Source organism: Lacimicrobium alkaliphilum (assembly GCF_001466725.1).
Lineage (GTDB): Bacteria > Pseudomonadota > Gammaproteobacteria > Enterobacterales > Alteromonadaceae > Lacimicrobium > Lacimicrobium alkaliphilum_B.
In genome coordinates this window covers 125,231-145,373 of the sequence record NZ_CP013650.1, presented here as the reverse complement: position 1 = coordinate 145,373, position 20,143 = coordinate 125,231, and the positions used below count along the sequence as shown (strand labels likewise).

Genomic DNA, 20,143 nt, shown 5'->3' with positions numbered 1-20,143 from the left:
GCAGGATCGGCATTTACTGAAAATAGTGGTAATCTTGCTGCGGTTTACATTAAAGGATGACAAACGCTATGAAAAAGTTGTTCGGCCTGCTGGCCTTTGTTCTGATTTTTCCCCTGCAAGCCTGCGCTCAGCAACAGCAATGGCAGGAGGGTACCCATTACGAAGTGATTGCCGACGAGGCAACCTCTAAACCTGAAATTCTGGAATTTTTCTCATTCTGGTGCCCCGCCTGTAACGCTTTTGAGCCCTTAGTGGCACAGATGAAAAGCAAAATTGACGACAACGTCAAGTTTGAGAAAGTACATGTGAACTTTATGGGATTCGCAGAAAAGGAAACTCAGGAAAGTGCCACCCGTGCCATGCTGGTTGGCCGCTCACTGAAGCAGGAAGAGAAGATGAATAAAGCCATCTTCGACTATATCCACAAACAGCGTGCCAGCATCACTGAAATGCGAGATCTACGGAATATATTCCAGCTTCAGGGTGTTGAAGCCGATGAGTTCGACAAACTTGCAGAGAGCTTTGGTGTGAACAATATGATGGGTCGTAACAATAAAAATATTGAAAAGTATCGTCAGCACCTTGGTGGCGTTCCGGCCTTTATTGTTAATGGCAAGTACAAAGCCAAATTTACCCGCGATATGACACCGGATCAGATAGTGGAACTGGTGGTCTGGTTGTCTAAGCAAAAATAACGCTACAGCGCTCCAGATAAACAACAAATGCCAGACAGCTGTCTGGCATTTTTATTTGGATGGCAGGAACTTATATCGTTGTCGGAATAAATTCCGACCTACACTGCCTTGACGGCCCAGCTCCGGACAATCGGCGACAGAGTCCCGACAATATCCGGAATTGATCAGATAAAGTCGTAAGCATCACCAAAGAGGTTTTCCAGCATCAGCCCCTGATTATGGAAATCTTCCCGCGCCGCGCCGGCCATCTCAAATCGCCCGGCGATATACACCTGATAGGGTTCCAGACTGACAAAATCTTCCAGTACCGCCTGATGCACCAGCCCTGAGCGGCCCTGCCAGTCGGAGTCCGGATTTTCCAGTACCGGAATAAAGCGGAATTTTGAATGCTGCTGAGCCAGTTCCTCTAACTCCTGTAAGGCGTACATATCATCCTGGGTGCGGGTGCCCCAATACAGGAATAATGGTTCTTTTAAAGGTGACCTGAGTAACTGTTGCAAAATACTCCAGGTATAAGAAAAGCCCGTTCCACCAGCCATCAGAATAGTCGGATGAGGCCTGTCGTTACGCAAAAATGCATTACCATGAGGACCATCCAGCATTATCCCGGGTGCGGACTGCATTTTCTCAATCACCTGCATGGCCCAGGGGTTATGCTCGGCAGCGCCGATATGCAGCTCAATCAGACCCGATTCATCCGGGGCATTAGCAATAGAAAAGGGGCGTTTATCACCTTCATCCATCACCACGCGGATATATTGCCCGGCTTTGAAATCCGGCGCATTCTCGGGCCTTAACAGGATCCGCTGTACGTTGGCAGTAAGAGGTTCAATGGTCACTACTTGGCATTCAAATTCTGACATCTTCTGTGTTCTTTACCTTAATCCAGCCCCAGTTGGTCCCAGATGCTGTCTATCTTTTGTTTGATCTTATCATCCATCACTATAGGGCGCCCCCATTCTCTGTTGGTCTCACCGGGCCACTTATTGGTAGCATCCAGGCCCATTTTCGAACCGAGACCGGAAACCGGTGAGGCAAAATCCAGATAATCAATAGGCGTATGCTCAATCATGGTGGTATCCCTGGCCGGATCCATTCTTGTGGTAATCGCCCAGATCACATCCTGCCAGTCCCGGGCATTAACATCATCATCGCAGACCACCACAAATTTGGTGTACATAAACTGGCGCAGAAATGACCAGACTCCCATCATCACCCGCTTGGCGTGGCCGGGATATTGCTTTTTCATGGTGATCACTGCCATCCGGTAAGAGCAACCTTCGGGGGGCAGATAAAAGTCCACAATTTCCGGAAATTGCTTTTGCAGTATCGGCACAAAGACTTCATTCAGCGCTACGCCAAGGATGGCCGGTTCATCCGGCGGCCTGCCTGTGTAGGTAGAGTGATAGATAGGGTCTTTTCTATGGGTGATATGAGTAACAGTAAAAACCGGGAAGTCATCCACTTCGTTATAATAGCCCGTGTGGTCACCATAGGGGCCCTCCGGAGCCGTTTCGCCCGGCGCAATATAGCCTTCGAGCACGATTTCGGCACTGGCCGGCACCTGCAAATCATTGCTGATACATTTCACTACCTCGGTTTTGTCGCCGCGCAGCAATCCGGCAAAAGCATATTCTGAGAGGGTGTCAGGAACCGGCGTCACCGCGCCAAGAATAGTGGCAGGATCGGCGCCCAATGCCACAGACACGGGAAAGTTCTCTCCGGGATGCTGCTCGCACCATTCACGAAAATCCAGCGCACCACCACGGTGACTGAGCCAGCGCATAATAAGCTTATTGGGGCCCAGCAACTGCTGACGATAAATGCCCAGATTCTGGCGTTTCTTGTGGGGCCCGCGGGTAACGGTCAGGCCCCAGGTAATCAGCGGGGCAGCATCTTCCGGCCAGCAGGTCTGAATCGGTATCTTTGTCAGATCCATCTCATCACCGGTTCTGACAACTTGCTGGCAGGGCGCTTTCTTAAGCTCTTTGGCGGGCATATTCAACACCTGTTTGAACAGCGGCAGCTTTTCCCATAGCTCCTTAAAGCCTTTTGGCGGATCCGGCTCCTTCAGGTAGGCCAGTAATTTGCCGACGTCCCGCAACGCCTCGACTGAATCCTGTCCCATACCCAGCGCAACCCGCTTCGGTGTGCCGAACAGATTCACCAGCACCGGCATGTTGTGCCCCCTGGGGTTCTCAAACAGTATTGCCGGCCCGCCTGCACGCAGAGTCCGATCGGCGATCTCTGTCATCTCCAGAACCGGATCAATTTCCTGAGTGACGCGTCTGAGTTCACCGGCCTGTTCCAGTTTGTCTATAAAGTCCCGTAAGTCTTTGTACTTCATAAGGTTCGTTTATTTCCTCGGGGCGCTGCTTATTTCACAACTACAAATGCGATTTACCAGACGAAAGCCGATGCAGACAACATTGATACCCGCCAGACCGCTCCTGATCCCCGGTTCGACCCGGTTGATACCAGGCTGCTGCCAATTTCATTCTGCCTGAACTAGAGTGTGTTAACTTTTGCTGTTAGCCACAACAAACAAATAGTATATCGGAGAAGCCCGTGAGGATCCTGACAGTCTGCATCCTGCTCACCCTGATTTCATTACCTGCCATGGCCAAATGCCAGTCAGATTCTTTCAATCAGTTCGATTTCTGGCTGGGAAGCTGGCGCGTCTTTGCTGAGGGTCAGCTTGCCGGGCTCAATCATATCAGTAAAGACCTGAATAATTGTGTTATCCGCGAACACTACAAAACCGACAACGGTTATGAAGGAAGGAGCTTCAACATCTATGACGCCAAACGAGACCTCTGGCATCAGACCTGGGTCGATAATACCGGTTTGTTATTAGTCCTTGAAGGCCGTTTTCAACAGGGCAATATGCAGTTAAGTGGTGAGGGGATCACCGATAAGGGCGAAAAAGTCTTGCACCGAATCACCTGGACACCCAATATGGAAGACAACACTGTTCGTCAACACTGGCAATACAGTAAAGACATGGGACAGAGCTGGTCGAGTCTGTTCGATGGTCGGTATAAGAAGATCAGTGACACAGCCAAATGACCCTGCTCTGGATCATTCGGCTGGCCTGATGCTGAAATGAATAATGCGGAGATAGACATGCCCTTTACCCAACCCATGCTTGAAGAAATGAACCTGCTGTTAAAGTTTCCTCTGTCCAGCCTCCATCAGGGTCTGAAGATTCACCAGGATGCCGACCCTGGTACCATAGCCGCCGCAAAGCGTCTGTTTGAAAAAGGTATCATCGACCGGGCAGATGGCGGCTACCTCACGGATCTCGGCCATGATCTTATTGAGCATGCGCAGATTCTGTCCTCTGCACTTGCCGGCTCTCAGGAGTAACAATATGAGCACAACCCCACAAGACAGGCACAGCCTGTTGGCTCAGAACCCTGAACAACGCTCTGCTTATCTGCTTACAGCACTGGTCGAGAACAAGATAATCTGGACTCTGGTGGATGACGACGGCGCGATGATCCTGACCACAGATGAAGAAGACTGCATTCCTGTCTGGCCAGATGAAATCTTTGCTATGGATTGGGTTAATGACGAATGGTCTCATTGCCGGGCACACAGCATCAGCCTGGACGAGTGGCAACAGCGATGGCTTCCCGGACTTGAAGAAGATGAAATCCAGATTGCGCTGTTTCCCTTGCCTGCTGAAGAAGGCCTGATTATGGCCCCCTCAGAAATGGCTGAGAAACTGGGCAGATAATTATGCGCGAGTCAGCAAAGTATCAGTGCCGCAGCGACGCGTGCCAAGGCACTGATACCTTGCTATTATTGCCAGAATTATCAGGAGCGAAACCGTCTTATGTTAGACCCAAAGAAAATTGAAGAGATCGCCAGGCAGATTGCCGAATCCATTCCCCCGGGCGTTAAAAATATGGCCGAGGGTGCTGAAACCCGGGTCAAGCAGGTGCTGCAGTCTCAGCTTAGCCGGCTGGATTTTGTCAGCCGCGAAGAATTTGATGTGCAGACCCATGTGCTGCAGCGCACCAGAGAAAAGCTTGAAGCCATGGAAGCCCGCCTCGGTGAACTGGAGAAACAGCTCAGTCAGGACTGAGGCTGAATCGCTGCCGATACACCTTGGGTGTAAGCTGCGTGTGACTGACAAACAAGCGGCGAAACGAAGCAGGGTCGTCATAACCTACCTGCTCGACGATACGTTCGATGGGCTGATCAGTGGCCTCCAGCAAATTCTTGGCTTTTTCTATACGCAACTGTTGCAAATAGACCAGCGGTGTTTGTCCGGTCGCCGCCTTAAACCTGCGTATCAGGGTACGTTTGGTTACCGCAAACTTGTCACAGAGCTGGTCCAGCGAAACAGATTCGGTGTAATGACGACGCATCCATAGCTGAATATTGGTTACCAGGCTGTCTCTGTGTCCTATTACCATCGCCGGATTCATAAAAACCTTCTGCGACAATCTTTGCCTGTCCAGCAGCAGAATCTTAGACAGTCCATTGGCAAACTCTGTGGATACCATTTCTTCCACCAGCTTCATCAATATGCTGGAAAACGCCGTTGTTGCGCCAGCGGTGATCAGGTTGTCAGATTGCACCACCAGCTCATCCATCACCATCTCCACCCCCGGATACCGCCGGGAGAACACCTCTTTCATCCACCAGCAGGTGGTGGCGCGTTTACCCTCTAATATCCCCGCTTCGGCCAGTGCAAACGTGCCCACGCAATGGCTGGCGACTAACTGGCCCGAGGATGCGGCCTGCTGTAAGACACTGCTCACGGCTTCGGCCTGACACAAATAAGAAAACAACGATTCTTTGTCATAGGCATAGGCTGCCACAGCCACTAAGGCATCCGTCGGAACAAGCTCCGCTACCCCCCTACTCGGCACCGACAGACCGTTTGAACAGACTATGTCTCCGCCCTTCGAAGAGTAAATCTCACTGTCGAATAAGGGATTGGCACCAGGATGAAGGAAACGCTGATAGGAATTGGCAAAGGCAAGGAAATCCTTAATCCCCATTATCTCTGAACCCAGCGCGTTATCAGTGGCAAGAATGGCAATATGTTTCATATGTCAATATCAGCATCTTTTTTATCATTATTGCCACTAATCGCTGTCTATGCAAGAGAGTAGACTAAAAATCCATCAACTAAGAGGTGTGAAAAATGTTTCGTACCCATGGAAAATTTTATCTGATATTGCTGATCCTGGCGGCGGGTTGGGGGCTGACTTTCTGGCTGCAACAGGCCATAGCTTTGGCACCTGCGGTACAATTTATCGGCGTGCCGGCGTTACTGGTAGTCCTGTTGTTATTGGCGGCACTGGCACTGGAGCGCGGGGATCACTGATCGCTGCCGGTAGTATGCTGCTGCCAGAGCTGTCGCACCTGTTCGGCGAAACCGGGCAGCGGCATCACCGAATCGATCCAGCCCAGACAACGGGGTGGCTTTTCGTCGGGCCGGGCACCAAAACCAATCCTGGTAAGTTGCACCGGCAACTGGCAAAGAGCTGCAGCACGCCCGACTGCCAGATCAAACTGCTGACTAAGCAACAGCGGTACCGCCTGTTGCGCCGATGAAACCTGAGTGACCTTGTAACCACCGCCACTTTGCAGAACCAGCGCCAGTTGCTGGCATAACTGCCTGTCGGCTTCAATCAGTAAAATCCGCATCTGACGCTGCTATGTCTGATTATTTGCCGCTGGGATCCAGGCTGGAGTAATAGGCCGCCAGATTAGCGATATCCTCATCGCTGAGAGGCTTAGCCATCGGCGCCATTACCATGTTTTTCCTGGTTCCGTCACGATAGGCTTTCAGGGCAATGGCCAGGTAGGCTTCTTTTTGTCCTGCCAGGTTCGGATACATTGGAATAGCAGAGATACCGTTGCTGCCATGACAGGCCACACAGGTGGCTGATTTAGCCTTGCCAGCGTCTTTGTCTGCCGCCAGAATCGGGGTACTCACAAGTAAAGCAGATACCAGTAAAATGATTTTCATTCTTTTTCCTTTTTAATACCAATCCACATAGATAATTGTCCGCTCTGGGAGATCTATTATCTATGTGGATTGCTATAACGCAACGTCTGCAAATAGACACCAGCGATAAAGTATCAGCTTCTCAAGGCATTTGCATAGGAATACCGATCGGTCCGGATATTTGGCTGAATTTTACGCTTTGGGGTTTCATGGGCTGGCAAAGAATTTATACTGGCACAAATAATCACAATAACGAAGTCCTGCTTTGAAGCGAATAGGCTTTTTGATTTGGTTGCTCAGCGCCCTGCTGAATCCGTTTCCGGCACAATCACTGGAAACTCTGACACTGGATGCCCGGTTCGGGCATCTGGACGTCAAGGAGTATGCCCAGTTTTTGCGTACTCCAAAATATGCCCTGCTCTCGGAAGTGCAGCACATGGCTGGCTGGCAGAACGGTTTCAGTATTGAGCCACTGACTGAAGACCAGAGTCTGTGGGGACGCTTCAGGGTGCGCAATGACAGCGGTGCTCCGGAACGTTTTGACCTGATTATTGCCAATCCCAGTCTGGATGAAGTGGATATTCATGTACTCGATGACCGGGGGCGTATTCGCAAAGCCCTGATGATGGGCGCCATGCGCCCGTTGTCTGCCAGAGAAGTCAATCACAGACACTTTGTTAACCGGCTGGATATGTCATCCGGCGAACAATTAGATGTCTACTTCCGCATTGCCGATAGTGGCCCCATGGTGTTTTCGGCCGAACTCTGGCATGACGAGAGTCTGATAAAAACCGAACAGGTCAACATGGCCCTGATCGGCATGATCGGCGGAGCCCTGGCGATCCTGTTCTTCTACTATCTGATCACTTATGTACTGTTAAGAAGCCCGGTACGCTTCTGGTTTGCGCTGGCCAGCCTCAGCTTTATGCTGTTATTTCTGAATATTGAAGGCATTCTGGCGCAGTTGATCCCGGGGTTGTCTCTGTATATTTCGGTTATCAGCTCGGTGCTGGCGGCCCTGGTTCTGTTCAATGCTGCCAAAGTTTCTCACCTGATGTTACGAGGCGTCCCCCTTTATTGGCGCTACGCCTCTTATGTGTTGTCATATCTGCTGTTTTTCTCTGCGCTGGTACTGAATGATTACTGGAAACTGATCGCAGCCATCGGCCTCGCTGGCGCCACTGTGGCCCTGCAATTTGTGCTGGCCTGGCGCTTCAGTAATCGTCGGGATGGCAGACCCAATCGCATCTACGCCATTGGCTGGTCCTGTATTGCGCTGGTGGCGCTGGTACAGGCCGGGCTCTATCTCAGTGGCGTGATACTGGACGCTGACCTGAGCCTGTATATGATGCTGCTGATCCTGTTTGGGGTGCTGTTGATTGCACTGGCACTGGAAGCTCATGAGCAGGTTAAGCATCAACAACGCCAGCAGCGGCAAAGCGATACCATCAATGATTTGCGTCGCTTCTATGATCTGTTCCGCAATTCGGCGGAGGGATTGTACACCTCAACCATGGACGGCCGGTTGATCACCACAAACCCCGCCATGTGCAGCTTATTTGGCTACGATGATGAAAAACAGATGCTGCGGGAATGCCGGACCACGGCCCAGTTTTATGCTAATCAGCAGGACAGACTCAGCCTGGTGGATGACCTGCGGCTAAAAGGTGTGGTGATGGGCAAAGAGATCCGCGGCGTACGCCGGGACGGCTCTGAGTTCTGGTTTTCCATATCGGTGCAATTGCGCCGGGAGCATAACGAAGATTATCTGTTTGGCACCATCTTCGATATTACCGAACGTAAAGAGTCCAACCTCAGCCTTGAATATATGGCCACCCATGATCCCCTCACCGGCGTGCATAACAGAAGAGAGTTTGAACGCAGTCTGAAATCTGCCCTGGAGCAGGCCAATCAGAGCGGCGAAGAACTTACCCTGCTGTATATGGATCTGGATCAGTTTAAAGTGGTCAACGACACCTGTGGCCATAAGGCTGGCGACGTCCTGATTAAACAGTTGTCCAAGCAACTTAATGATGTGGTCGAAGGCAAAGGGTTGCTGGCCCGACTCGGCGGCGATGAATTCGGCGTGCTACTCCAGGGGGAACAGGCCAGCAAAGACAACGCCTTTCTGCTGGCTAACAAACTACTGAATGTATTGCAGCAATTCCGGTTTGTGTGGGAAAACCGCATTTTCACTCTCGGTATCAGTATTGGTCTGGTGCCCTATGACGAACAGATTCAAACCTCCGAACAGTTGCTCAGCATGGCTGACTCTGCCTGTTATATGGCCAAGGAGGAGGGCCGTAATCAGATTCACGCCTACTCCAAGGAAGATGAGAAAATTCAGCGGTACGAAACCGAATTGCATTGGGTGTCGCTGATTAATCAGGCACTGCAACACGACAGATTTGAACTGTTTTATCAGCATTACCATCCTTTGCATAAACTGGCCGAAGGCTATCACTACGAGATCCTGTTGCGGATGCGCGGCGAGGAAGGCGAAGAAATGGTTTCACCCGGAACCTTTTTACCCGCAGCGGAGCGTTACAATCTGACCGCCCAGATCGATAAGTGGGTGATAGAACATTACTTTAAGTGGCTGGCTGATAATCCTCAGCATAAACAGCAATTGGTTAAGGCCAATATCAATCTCAGTGGCCATTCTCTGGGTGACAAAGAGTTGCGTCTGTTCGTGCTCAACGCCTTTGAAAAATATGCCATTCCCTATAACAAGATTTGTTTTGAGATCACCGAGAGCGTTGCCATTATCAAAATGGATGAGACCTTACAGTTTATAAAGACTTTCCATCAGCTGGGTTGCCAGTTTGCACTGGATGATTTCGGCAGTGGTTTCTCCTCCTATGGGTACCTGAAGAGCCTGCCGGTAGACTTCGTTAAGATCGATGGCAGTTTCGTCAGGGATCTGCTTATTGATCCGGTGGACATGGCCATGGTTCGCTCAATAAAAGAAGTGGCAAAGGCCATGGGCATGCAGACTGTGGCTGAATTCGTAGAAAGTAAGGAAATCATGATTGAACTGGGAAAAATCGGTGTCGATTATGCCCAGGGTTATGGCGTTGCCAGGCCGGCCAGTATCAGAGAATTCGCGCCACTGACAATATCAGCAGAAAAAATCGATTAAATGAGCCGGAATTTCAGGTTTTTAATGCCATCTCTGCACCAGTATATTGCTAATATCCAGGGCGTAAGATGCGCCTTGGGTGTATAATGGCCGCAATGATACCCATTGCTTATACCCTAAGACGATTGACTCCCGGACGCTAATGAAACACCAAGATCCGCTTTTTGATTACATCAGCTCTGCCCGCTTACCGACCCGCTGGGGTCAGTTTACTATCCATGGTTTTGTTGAGAAACATTCAGGACAGGAGCATGTGGCGCTGTCATACGGACAATGGCAGGAAGACGATGTGGTGCCCATACGTATTCACTCTGAGTGTCTGACCGGTGACGCCCTTTTCAGTACCCGTTGCGATTGTGGAGCTCAACTGGAAAAAGCGCTGCAGAATATTGTCGAGCAGGGCAAGGGGGTATTACTTTATTTACGCCAGGAAGGCAGGGGCATAGGACTGCTGAATAAAATCCGTGCTTATCATCTGCAAGACAAAGGCATGGATACGGTAGAGGCCAATGAACATCTGGGCTTTGACGCGGATCTGCGCGACTACAGTATTTGCGGCTATATGCTTGATTGTCTGAAAGTCAGCAAGGTTAATCTGATGACCAATAATCCCCGTAAAATTCAGGCCCTCAGAGATCTGGGGATTGAGGTGGTTGCCCGCACCCCGATAGATCACGGCATCACCGATGACAACAGGATATATATCCGCACCAAAACACAAAAATTAGGTCACGAGTTCGATCCCCATCTGCTAAAATAAATGTAACAGAATGTACTGAATGCAAAAATAATAATAACAAAGCATGGATGCTCAGTATAACCCGGAGCTCTGGCATCCATGCTAAGCAAATCGCCGATTTCTACCTCACTGTTAACTAAGCAGCAGCTTTTGTCTGTTATTGACGCCCAAACCGAAATTATCCGTAAGCATCTTAATCCCACACAGATTATGGAGCGCATGGCAGAACTGGCCTCAGACCTGACCTTTGCCAGTGGCGGCGTGGTGGAACTGGCTGAAGGGGATGAAATGGTCTATATGGCTGCCACGGGCTTGGCCAGAAACAATATCGGATTAAGACTCAAAGCCAATACCAGCCTGTCAGGCCTGTGTATTCAGAAAGGTCAGGTGTTGAATTGCCAGGACGCCAACACAGATAACAGAGTGGACGCCGAGGCCTGTGAAAGAGTCGGGCTCAGATCCATGCTGGTCGTTCCGCTACAGACTGACGGACAGCTGGTCGGTGTACTGAAAGTCTTTTCCGCAAAAACCAATGCTTTTGACGATGTAGATGTACAGATACTGCAACTCATTGCCAGTGTTATCAGCGCCGCTATCGCTTCCGGCGGCGCCAGATAGATTTTTATTGGCCGATATATTAGTTGCCCTTGAAATACTCCAGACAGGCTTCCACCTCATCTGCAGAGCCCAGAATAACCGGCACCCTTTGATGGATATCTTCGGGCATTACTTCAAGAATACGCATTTTTCCTGTAGAGGCACCGCCGCCGGCTTGCTCCATCAGAAAGGCCATGGGATTGGCTTCATACATCAGGCGTAACTTTCCGGCTTTCTCAGGTTCTCTGTTGTCCCAGGGATAAGCAAATATGCCGCCTCGGCACAGCACCCTGTGAATATCGCCCACCATTGCCGCCACCCAGCGCATATTGTAATTTTTGCCTCTGGGCCCCTGATCACCGGCCAGCAGGTCAGCCATATACTTCTGCATGCAGGGCTCCCAGTGACGTTGGTTAGAGGTATTAATGGCAAACTCCTGAGTTTCTCTGGGCACCTGCACCCGTTCACGGGTCAAAAGGAAGCCGCCATGAGTCTTATCCAGGGTGTATAAATGGGTTCCACGGCCTGTGGTCATGGCCAGCATGGTAGAAGGACCATACAACACATAACCTGCAGCAACCTGCTGCGTACCGGGCTGCAGGAAGGCTGAAGGATCATCCGGCTCCATCCATTGGGGCGCATGCATCACCGAGAAGATGGTACCAATCAGACTGTTAATGTCGGTATTGGAAGAACCGTCCAGCGGATCGAAACTGATCAGGTATTTACCATCATTGGTACAACCTATGACCTTATCTTCTTCTTCAGAAGACACGGCTTTGACATAGCCTGACTCACTGAGAATGTCCTTGAGGATCTGATTGGAGATGACATCCAGCTTTTTCTGCCTTTCACCCTGAACATTGTCACTCAGGGTTGAGCCCAGCACACCGGCCAGCGCTCCCTGACTGACCCGGAACGAGATTTCCTTGCAGGCTGCCAGCAGTGTGCGAATAAGAAGAATCAACTCCAGAGGACAATCGTCTTCCTGTAATTGTGTATTAAGTCGTTTCATAGGTTAAACCTTTACGTCTTCAGATTGAGTGTGTAGGTACAGGGGTTATACCAACCGGATCAAATACTGGTCTGGTTAGTATTATATTTTTCCGGGGATTGTAACCCAGATCAGTTAGTCTGTCGCTGTCAGCCTGATTCTGATAGGCTTGCCGGCACTTGCGTCCATCTATTATTTTTATGCATATTCATATTCTTGGCATTTGTGGCACCTTTATGGGTGGCATTGCGGCACTGGCCAAAGCCATGGGGCATCAGGTTACCGGCAGCGATGCTAATGTTTATCCCCCTATGAGCACCCAATTGCAGCAACTGGGGATCACCCTGACCGAGGGCTTCGATCCAAAGCAGTTAAAACCCGAACCGGACCTGGTGGTCATCGGCAACGCCTTAAGTCGCGGCAATCCTGCTGTTGAGTACGTATTGGAGCGTAACCTTGCTTATACCAGCGGGCCACAATGGTTACTGGATAATCTGCTTAAGGATCGCTGGGTGCTGGCAGTGGCTGGCACGCATGGCAAGACCACCACAGCCAGTATGCTGGCCTGGATCCTTGAATCGGCTGGCCTTGAACCCGGCTTTCTGATTGGCGGCATTCCTCAGAACTTTAATCTGTCCGCCCGACTCGGCGCATCACCTTTTTTTGTCATCGAAGCCGATGAATATGACAGCGCCTTTTTCGACAAACGTTCTAAGTTTGTCCATTACAGACCAAGAACGTTAGTTCTTAATAACCTTGAATTTGATCACGCAGACATTTTTGCTGATCTGGGAGCAATTCAGACCCAGTTTCACCACTTGCTGAGAATGGTGCCCGGTAATGGCCGCATTATCAGCCCTGCCGATGATGAGAATCTCGAACAGGTACTGGAAATGGGCTGCTGGACAGAGACCGAAAAAACCGGTCAGCAGTGGAGAATCGATAACGGCGCTGCCGATGGCAGCAGCTTCGATATCCTGCTTAATGATGAGATTCAGGGTCGTGTCAGTTGGTCGTTGATGGGTAAATACAATCAGCACAACGCCTTAATGGCGATAGCCGCCGCCCGCCACGCAGGCGTCTGGCCTGCCGATGCCATTGCCGCTCTGGGCGAGTTTAAAAATGTACAACGACGTATGCAGCTCAAAGCTGTGGTGGCTGATATCCGTATCTATGATGATTTTGCCCACCATCCCACGGCAATTGCTGCAACGGTGCAGGGCTTGCGTGATAAGGTCGGTAAAGATCGCATACTGGCGGTATTAGAGCCGCGTTCAAATACCATGAAGCAGGGCGTACACAAGGACAGCCTGGCAACAAGCTGGCAGCAGGCTGATCTGGTGTATATGTTTGAACCCGATGGATTAAACTGGTCTGTGGATGAACTTAAACAATCGAGTGTCGTGCCTTTATCCTGTTACAAAACCCTTAGCACGCTGATCGAAGCGCTGGTCACACAGGCACAACGCGGTGATCATATACTGATAATGAGCAATGGCGGATTTGGCGGTATTCATCAGAAACTGCAACAGGCTCTGGAGAACAACCATGGCGTTTAGAAAACAAATTACTCTGGCTATCACCGGCGCTTCAGGCGCCCCCTATGCGCTTCGCCTGCTTGAGATACTGGTAAAAGCAGAGTATCAGGTGTTTGTGCTGATATCCTCAGCCGCCAGGGTCGTGCTGGCCACCGAGCAGGATATTAAATTGCCGGCCCGCCCCGATGAGTGCGCTGGCTGGCTGGGTAAACGCTTTGCTGCAAAATCCGAGCAGATTCGGGTTTTTGGTAAAGACGAGTGGTTTTCACCGGTAGCCTCAGGTTCGGCGGCCCCAAAACAAATGGTCGTCTGCCCCTGTTCCACAGGCACCTTATCGGCCATCGCCTGCGGCGCCAGCGACAACCTGATAGAGCGGGCAGCCGATGTGGTGCTCAAAGAAAAGGGTCAGTTAATTCTGGTACCCAGAGAAATGCCGCTTTCCAGCCTGCACCTTGAGAATATGCTCAAACTCTCCAACCTTGGCGTCACCATTATGCCGGCCAGCCCGGGATTTTATCACCAGCCACAGCGTATCGACGATTTGATAGATTTTGTGGTGGCAAGGGTGCTGGATCACCTGGGCATAGAACAGCAACTGATGCAGCGCTGGGGATATGATAATCGTCAGTAGGATTTTTACTCTTTGTTAAGAAGATTGTTGGTCGCTCCGGCTTAGAGTAAGAACAAACGTTCTTACTCTAAGTGATCCGATCAGGCCAGCCGGTCAAACAGCTCTGCCAGTTTCTCCAGTGCTTCCTGCAGCACCTTATCCTCTATGGTAAGGGCTGGCAGCAAACGGATAACATTGGCATAGAAACCACAGGAAAGCAGGATCAGACCCTGCTCTGCAGCACTGGCAATCAATGCCTGGGTGAGGGCAGTATTCGGCTGATTCGGATCACCGTCGTGCATCAGCTCAATGGCGATCATCGCCCCTTTAATACGCACCTCGGCGATCACCTGTGGGTGTTTGCCACGGATTTTTTCCAGCGCTGCCTGCACCTGTTCGCCAATGGCCAGCGCCCTTTGACACAGCTGTTCCTGCTCAATCACCTCCAGCACCGCCAGCGCTGCGGCACAGCCTACCGGCGAACCACCATAGGTACCCCCTAAACCGCCAGGCAGTGGCGCATCCATCACTTCAGCTTTGCCCACCACAGCGGCAATCGGAAAACCACCGGCGATGCCCTTGGCCACCGTCATAATATCTGCTTCCACATCGGCATATTCGCTACAGAAGAACTTGCCGGTACGGGCAAAGCCGGTCTGGATCTCATCCATAATCAGCACGATACCCTGTTCGTCACAGAGGTGACGAAGGGCCTGCAACAACTCTGGCGGCGCGTGATAAAAACCACCTTCGCCCTGAATCGGCTCAATAATAATCGCCGCCACATCCTGCGGCGCAATGTCCACTTTAAACAGATTTTGCAATGCCTTGAGTGCGTCTTCTACCGACACCCCATGCAGACTATTTGGAAAAGGTACATGAAAAATATCTGCCGGAAACGGCCCAAACTGATATTTGTAGGGAGTAATTTTACCCGTCAGCGCCATGGCCATATTAGTGCGGCCATGAAAACCACCATTAAAGGCAATCACACCACGACGCCCGGTATGCGCCCGGGCAATTTTAATCGCGTTTTCCACTGCTTCAGCACCGGTGCTGACAAATACCGACTTCTTCTGTGTCGGGCCTGGCACCAGTTTATTCAGCTTCTCTGCCAGCTCCACCGCCTGCGGATAGGGATTGACCATCACACAGGTATGTGAAAACTTTTGCACTTGCTCAGTGATGGCCGCCACCACTTTCGGATGGGCATGACCGGTATTACACACAGCGATACCCGTACCCATATCGATATAGCGGTTACCTTCTACATCCCAGACTTCGGCGTTGCGGGCGTGTGACACATAAACCGGATACACATTACCCTGGCCCCGGGCTATGGCCTGTTGCTTACGACTTTGCAACTCTGCATTGGTACTCACTCAGATTCCTCCCATGCACAAATATTTGCACTCTAAATAATCATCCAGACCATATCTGGAACCTTCACGTCCGTTACCCGACTGCTTAACCCCACCAAAAGGTGCCGCCGGGTTCGAAATCGCCCCTTCATTAATGCCGACCATGCCGTATTCAAGCCCTTCGGCCACCCGCCAGACACGTCCCATATCCCGGGCATAGAAATAGGCAGCCAGACCAAAGTCAGTATCATTGGCCATATCAATCACCTGCTGCTCATCATCAAAGGCGATCAATGGCACCACAGGGCCAAAGATCTCTTCGCTGGCCACCGGCATCTGGTTGGTAACACCTGTCATCACGGTTGGTTTAAAGAATAATGAGTCTTTATCGACGGCTTCACCACCGGCCACCACTTTGGCGCCCTGGGACACGGAGTCAGAAATCAGACCCTGAACCTTTTCCAGCGCATCACTGGAGATCAAAGGCCCGATAGTGGTGCCCTGCTCGAGGCCATCGCCGATTTTAAGGTCTGCCACCGCAGCGATAAGTTTTTCGCTGAAAGTCTGATATACCTTCTGGTGCACAAAAATCCGGTTAGCACAGACACAGGTCTGACCCGCATTGCGGAATTTAGACGCCAGCAGCCCCTTCACCGCCGCATCCAGATCGGCATCATCAAAAACAATAAAAGGCGCATTACCGCCGAGCTCCATCGATACCTTTTTAACCGTGCTCGCGCACTGGGATATCAGTACTTTGCCCACCTGGGTGGAACCGGTAAAGGTAAACTTTCTGACCCGCGGATCTTCGGTCAGCACCTTACCTATGGCTTTGGAATCTTTACCTGTGATCACATTCAGCACCCCGTCCGGGATCCCCGCCCGCTGCGCGAGCTCCGCCATCGCCAGCGCCGAAAGCGGTGTTTCCGCCGCCGGCTTAACCACAAAAGTACAACCTGCGGCTAAGGCTGCGGCGGCCTTACGGGCGATCATGGCATTAGGAAAATTCCAGGGTGTCACTGCGGATACCACGCCAACAGGCTGCTTGATCACCAGTACACGTTTATCCGACGAGGGCGCAGGGATGGTATCGCCATAAACACGCTTAGCTTCCTCTGCGAACCATTCAATATAGGAGGCACCATAAGCCACTTCACCTTTTGCCTCGGCCAGCGGTTTACCCTGCTCGAGGGTCAACAGACGCCCAAGATCATCCTGATGCTGCATCATCAGTTCGTACCATTTACGCATCAGGCTGGCACGCTCACCTGCGCTTTTTGCCGCCCAGGCCTTAAACGCCTTATGTGCCGCAGCCACAGCCTTCTCTGCTCCCCCGGCGCCGTGATTGGCCACCAGCACCAGGGTATCGCCATTGGCCGGATTGGTGACGGCAAAGCTTTCATCACTGTCGCACCATTGGCCATCAATAAACGCACCGGTTCTGACCAGCGCTTTGTCGCTAAGTCCCAACATCCTGGCTCCTTATCTGAAGTGTTATGCAAACAAAAATTGTGAGTGTATTGAACAACATAGTCGTACAAACATAGATAGCAAAGCTTTAACCTTTGGATTAACCGGCCTTTACCTAATAGCAAATGGAATAACTGGCGCTCGCTCAACCTGTCATATATCCTGTGGCGAGCTACTGTTATCAGTCTTAAATCATCATGACAATTTTTAATCTCGGTTCCATAAACTGGGACCATTGCTATCAGGTTTCGCATTTTGTGCGACCCGGTGAGACGCTGAGCGCAAAGAGCTACAATCTCAATCTCGGCGGTAAGGGTGCCAATCAGTCGGTCGCCGCCAGCAAGGCCGGGGCCAGTATTAAACATATCGGTGCCGTGGCCAAAGGGGACGCTGCCATTGAGGTATTACAACAACTGGGCGTGGATACCTCTGGTATTGAACAGCAGACGGAGCGGGTCACAGGCCATGCCATTATTCAGATTGACAGTGACGCCGAGAACGCCATCGTACTGCACTCCGGTGCCAATGGTGCGCTGAACTGGCAATGGGTACAGCAGCAACTCAGTCAGGGCCAACCAGGTGACTGGTTACTGATGCAGAATGAGACTAACCTGCTGGAACAAAGTGCCCGCTTTGCCCGTCAACAGGGTATGCAGGTGGCTTTTAATCCAGCACCTATGGACAAAGCCATCACACTGAAACTGTTGCCACAACTGGATTTGTTGATCGTTAATCAGGTCGAGCTGCAGGATCTCAGCGAGGAGAACGAGCTGGAGGCGGCAATAGAAACGATTCAGCGCCAGTCATCAGTCAATCTGCTGATTACTTTGGGTAGTCAGGGCGCACTCTATGTATCTGCCGACCAACGACAACAGGTCAAGGCGTTCAGAGTGGATGCCACAGATACCACCGCCGCCGGCGATACCTTTATCGGCTATTTTCTGGCAAGGCGTTGTGTCAGCGACAATCTCGGTGAAGCATTGCAGCAAGCCAGTGCGGCGGCCGCGTTGTGTGTCACCAAAGCAGGAGCTATTGCATCCATACCAGATGCAGAGCAGGTAAGGACTTTTTTGGAAACCCATTCATCATGACTAAAAAAATCATCATCGATACCGATCCGGGCGTGGATGACGCGCTGGCGATTATGCTGGCCTTTAATTCACCGGAATTGAACGTCATCGGACTCACCACCGTATTTGGCAATGTCGCCGTTGAGCGCTCCACTGCCAATGCCCTGATCCTGTCTGAGTTTGCCAGTTATCCTGTACCTGTTTATCAGGGCCAGGGTACGCCCATGCAACGGGACACACCCAACTATCCTGATTTTGTTCATGGTGCAGACGGTTTCGGTAATATTGACTGGCCGGCCTCTGATAAGCAGGCTGAATCACAGAACGCAGTTGATTTTATTATTCAGCAGGTCCGCGCCAATCCCGGCCAGATCTCCCTGGTGGCCCTGGGTCCCCTGACCAATCTGGGCAAAGCGCTGGAGCAGGCCCCTGATATTGCCGGACTGGTTGAAGAAGTGGTGATTATGGGCGGAGCTGTGCATACCTCTGGCAACGTCTCACCTGTAGCCGAAGCCAATATCATCGGCGACCCCCACGCAGCAGACAAGGTGATGACCGCGCGCTGGCCACTGGTAATGGTAGGGCTGGATGTCACCAGTCAGGTCTTATTGAGTAAGGAACATACCGCCGCCATTGCCGAAGCCAATCCCAGACAGGGTGAATTATTATATCGGGCCTGCGATTTCTATATTGATTATTATCGGGATGAACTGGGCATACCGGGCTGCATGGTTCATGATCCTTCTACCATCGCCTATCTTATCGACTCCAGTTTATTCGAGATACTTTCAGGCCCCATCAGAGTAGCCACCGACGGTCTGGCAATGGGGCAGACCATCTTCGCTCCGGCCGGGCGGCGTTACCCGTACCCGGGCTGGGAAAATAAACCCAACCAACAAGTCTGCTTCAAAGTGGATAAACAACGGGTACTGGATCTGCTTATCGATCGCCTCAGCCACCCACCGAGTCTGGATTAATCAGGCTCGTTGGCGCTGCTGTCTTAACCATTGGCGCAAAAATTTGCGCCCTTCTCTTTTGCCGATCAGATAATCGTATTTGAGTACCTCGTTGGAAGAGCCCAGCACCATGCTTCGCAGGTTGGTGGGGGGCGCAATCTGCACAATTTCCAGATCCTCAGGCGGAGTCTGAATAAACTGCAGGGCATCGGCATAATGACGCTGATAATTCACGTACATCTCCATCATTCTGGGGGATTGTTTTGCCCGCCTGAGTATTGGTCGCAAACGCTCCAGCATAGGTGACTGGCCGTTAAAATTTTCACTCACAGTGCGGATCACCAGAATCTTTCTTGCCCCCTGCTGATAGGCCCAGCGAACCGGAATAGGATCGGCCACACCACCATCGATCAGTCTGCGGCCATCAATTTCCACGCCCTGGCGGTACAAAAAAGGAATAGCACTGGAGGCTTTAAGATTTTCGTGCATATTCTCATGCCAGGTATGCAGGTACACCGGCTCCAGAGAATCGGCATCGGCCGCTACCACATACAGGTTCGAGGCCTTGTCGAGCGCAGCCGGGTTTGTGGGAAAACGCAGCGGCCCCTGCGGCCTCACTTGCTGAAAGTACCAATCGAGGTCGATCACATTACCGCCGGTAAAGAACCGGGCAGGCCGGAAAAAAGACTGATTGGTAGTCAGTTGCTGAATTGCGGTCTTGGCATACTGTCTGGCCCTGGCACAATAAGCAGTAAGATTCTGCGCTCCCGCTGACACACCTACCTTGAGATGGAAAGGCCAGAATTGCTGGTCCAGAAAACTGTCCAGCACACCGGCGGTGAAAATTCCCTTCTGACCGCCGCCCTCTGCCACCACGGCAAAGCAAGGCACCTGCTTGTCATCTGTAAAGCTCATACTGTCCTTATTGCTGTTGCTTTGAGGTTTTTTTACTGAATACGTCATCATATTCGGGGCTGCTACAAGGATAATCAAGGGG

At 51.3% G+C, this 20,143-nt stretch carries 22 protein-coding genes; 13 read left to right on the top strand and 9 right to left on the bottom strand.

From position 1 onward, the window contains the following. Window positions 1-68 precede the first annotated feature (68 nt). Complete coding sequence (locus AT746_RS00790; protein WP_062475070.1) at window positions 69-695, top strand: thiol:disulfide interchange protein DsbA/DsbL; 627 nt, start codon at window positions 69-71, stop codon at window positions 693-695. A gap of 164 nt (window positions 696-859) precedes the next feature. Here AT746_RS00790 and fre read toward each other — a convergent pair whose 3' ends face one another. Continuing rightward, window positions 860-1,558: an NAD(P)H-flavin reductase gene (fre, locus tag AT746_RS00785; protein WP_062475067.1), complete on the bottom strand. Its 699-nt coding sequence runs from the start codon at window positions 1,556-1,558 to the stop codon at window positions 860-862. 17 nt (window positions 1,559-1,575) lie between these two features. After that, entirely contained in the window at window positions 1,576-3,042 is a 1,467-nt protein-coding gene (ubiD, locus tag AT746_RS00780; RefSeq protein ID WP_062475065.1) for a 4-hydroxy-3-polyprenylbenzoate decarboxylase, read from the bottom strand. A gap of 221 nt (window positions 3,043-3,263) precedes the next feature. Here ubiD and AT746_RS00775 point away from each other — a divergent pair, with 221 nt between their 5' ends. The 4 genes from AT746_RS00775 (at window position 3,264) to ubiK (ending at window position 4,788) form a co-directional block, all read left to right on the top strand. Continuing rightward, window positions 3,264-3,764, top strand: coding sequence for a hypothetical protein (locus tag AT746_RS00775; protein ID WP_062475063.1), 501 nt, complete (start codon window positions 3,264-3,266; stop codon window positions 3,762-3,764). 57 nt (window positions 3,765-3,821) lie between these two features. After that, the gene (locus AT746_RS00770; protein ID WP_062483834.1) at window positions 3,822-4,064 is read left to right on the top strand and encodes a TIGR02647 family protein; all 243 of its coding nucleotides are present in this window, start codon (window positions 3,822-3,824) and stop codon (window positions 4,062-4,064) included. 4 nt (window positions 4,065-4,068) lie between these two features. Next, window positions 4,069-4,437: a DUF2750 domain-containing protein gene (locus AT746_RS00765; protein ID WP_062475061.1), complete on the top strand. Its 369-nt coding sequence runs from the start codon at window positions 4,069-4,071 to the stop codon at window positions 4,435-4,437. Between the two features lie 99 nt (window positions 4,438-4,536). Beyond that, the gene (gene ubiK, locus AT746_RS00760; RefSeq protein WP_062475060.1) at window positions 4,537-4,788 is read left to right on the top strand and encodes a ubiquinone biosynthesis accessory factor UbiK; all 252 of its coding nucleotides are present in this window, start codon (window positions 4,537-4,539) and stop codon (window positions 4,786-4,788) included. Here ubiK and AT746_RS00755 read toward each other — a convergent pair. After that, window positions 4,775-5,764: a GlxA family transcriptional regulator gene (locus AT746_RS00755; RefSeq protein ID WP_062475059.1), complete on the bottom strand. Its 990-nt coding sequence runs from the start codon at window positions 5,762-5,764 to the stop codon at window positions 4,775-4,777. The two genes, ubiK and AT746_RS00755, sit on opposite strands and share 14 nt — an antisense overlap. A 95-nt stretch (window positions 5,765-5,859) precedes the next feature. Between AT746_RS00755 and AT746_RS00750 the strand changes: the two genes are divergently transcribed. Continuing rightward, window positions 5,860-6,042, top strand: a complete 183-nt coding sequence (locus AT746_RS00750; protein WP_062475053.1) for a hypothetical protein — start codon at window positions 5,860-5,862, stop codon at window positions 6,040-6,042. Here the strand turns inward: AT746_RS00750 and AT746_RS00745 are convergent. Together AT746_RS00745 and AT746_RS00740 are read right to left on the bottom strand one after the other, a co-directional pair. Next, entirely contained in the window at window positions 6,036-6,365 is a 330-nt protein-coding gene (locus AT746_RS00745; RefSeq protein WP_062475050.1) for a response regulator, read from the bottom strand. The genes AT746_RS00750 and AT746_RS00745 overlap by 7 nt on opposite strands. A 19-nt stretch (window positions 6,366-6,384) precedes the next feature. Beyond that, the gene (locus tag AT746_RS00740; RefSeq protein ID WP_062475047.1) at window positions 6,385-6,690 is read right to left on the bottom strand and encodes a c-type cytochrome; all 306 of its coding nucleotides are present in this window, start codon (window positions 6,688-6,690) and stop codon (window positions 6,385-6,387) included. 244 nt (window positions 6,691-6,934) lie between these two features. On the opposite strand from AT746_RS00740, the gene AT746_RS00730 reads away from it, so the two are divergent. The 3 genes from AT746_RS00730 (at window position 6,935) to AT746_RS00720 (ending at window position 11,168) form a co-directional block, all read left to right on the top strand. Beyond that, complete coding sequence (locus AT746_RS00730) at window positions 6,935-9,811, top strand: EAL domain-containing protein (RefSeq protein ID WP_062475042.1); 2,877 nt, start codon at window positions 6,935-6,937, stop codon at window positions 9,809-9,811. A 142-nt stretch (window positions 9,812-9,953) separates the two neighbouring features. Continuing rightward, on the top strand, window positions 9,954-10,571 hold the full coding sequence (gene ribA / locus AT746_RS00725) for a GTP cyclohydrolase II (RefSeq protein WP_062475039.1): 618 nt from the start codon (window positions 9,954-9,956) through the stop codon (window positions 10,569-10,571). Between the two features lie 78 nt (window positions 10,572-10,649). Continuing rightward, entirely contained in the window at window positions 10,650-11,168 is a 519-nt protein-coding gene (locus tag AT746_RS00720) for a GAF domain-containing protein (protein WP_062475036.1), read from the top strand. A 19-nt stretch (window positions 11,169-11,187) separates the two neighbouring features. Here the strand turns inward: AT746_RS00720 and AT746_RS00715 are convergent, their stop codons facing one another. Continuing rightward, window positions 11,188-12,162, bottom strand: coding sequence for a class 1 fructose-bisphosphatase (locus tag AT746_RS00715; protein WP_062475032.1), 975 nt, complete (start codon window positions 12,160-12,162; stop codon window positions 11,188-11,190). 179 nt (window positions 12,163-12,341) lie between these two features. Here AT746_RS00715 and mpl point away from each other — a divergent pair, with 179 nt between their 5' ends. Both mpl and AT746_RS00705 read left to right on the top strand, forming a co-directional pair. Continuing rightward, complete coding sequence (mpl, locus tag AT746_RS00710; protein ID WP_062475029.1) at window positions 12,342-13,700, top strand: UDP-N-acetylmuramate:L-alanyl-gamma-D-glutamyl-meso-diaminopimelate ligase; 1,359 nt, start codon at window positions 12,342-12,344, stop codon at window positions 13,698-13,700. Then, window positions 13,690-14,310, top strand: coding sequence for a flavin prenyltransferase UbiX (locus AT746_RS00705; protein ID WP_062475016.1), 621 nt, complete (start codon window positions 13,690-13,692; stop codon window positions 14,308-14,310). The genes mpl and AT746_RS00705 overlap by 11 nt, the downstream gene beginning before the upstream one ends. 80 nt (window positions 14,311-14,390) lie before the next feature. Here the strand turns inward: AT746_RS00705 and gabT are convergent, their stop codons facing one another. Then, entirely contained in the window at window positions 14,391-15,671 is a 1,281-nt protein-coding gene (gabT, locus tag AT746_RS00700) for a 4-aminobutyrate--2-oxoglutarate transaminase (RefSeq protein WP_062475013.1), read from the bottom strand. Then, entirely contained in the window at window positions 15,672-17,123 is a 1,452-nt protein-coding gene (locus AT746_RS00695; protein WP_062475011.1) for an NAD-dependent succinate-semialdehyde dehydrogenase, read from the bottom strand. 194 nt (window positions 17,124-17,317) lie between these two features. Between AT746_RS00695 and AT746_RS00690 the strand changes: the two genes are divergently transcribed. Together AT746_RS00690 and AT746_RS00685 are read left to right on the top strand one after the other, a co-directional pair. Continuing rightward, window positions 17,318-18,211, top strand: coding sequence for a ribokinase (locus AT746_RS00690; protein WP_062475009.1), 894 nt, complete (start codon window positions 17,318-17,320; stop codon window positions 18,209-18,211). Next, on the top strand, window positions 18,208-19,167 hold the full coding sequence (locus AT746_RS00685; RefSeq protein WP_062475007.1) for a nucleoside hydrolase: 960 nt from the start codon (window positions 18,208-18,210) through the stop codon (window positions 19,165-19,167). Before AT746_RS00690 ends, AT746_RS00685 begins: the two co-directional genes overlap by 4 nt. Here the strand turns inward: AT746_RS00685 and AT746_RS00680 are convergent, their stop codons facing one another. After that, window positions 19,168-20,061: a patatin-like phospholipase family protein gene (locus tag AT746_RS00680; RefSeq protein ID WP_062483832.1), complete on the bottom strand. Its 894-nt coding sequence runs from the start codon at window positions 20,059-20,061 to the stop codon at window positions 19,168-19,170. Between the last annotated feature and the right edge of the window lie 82 nt (window positions 20,062-20,143).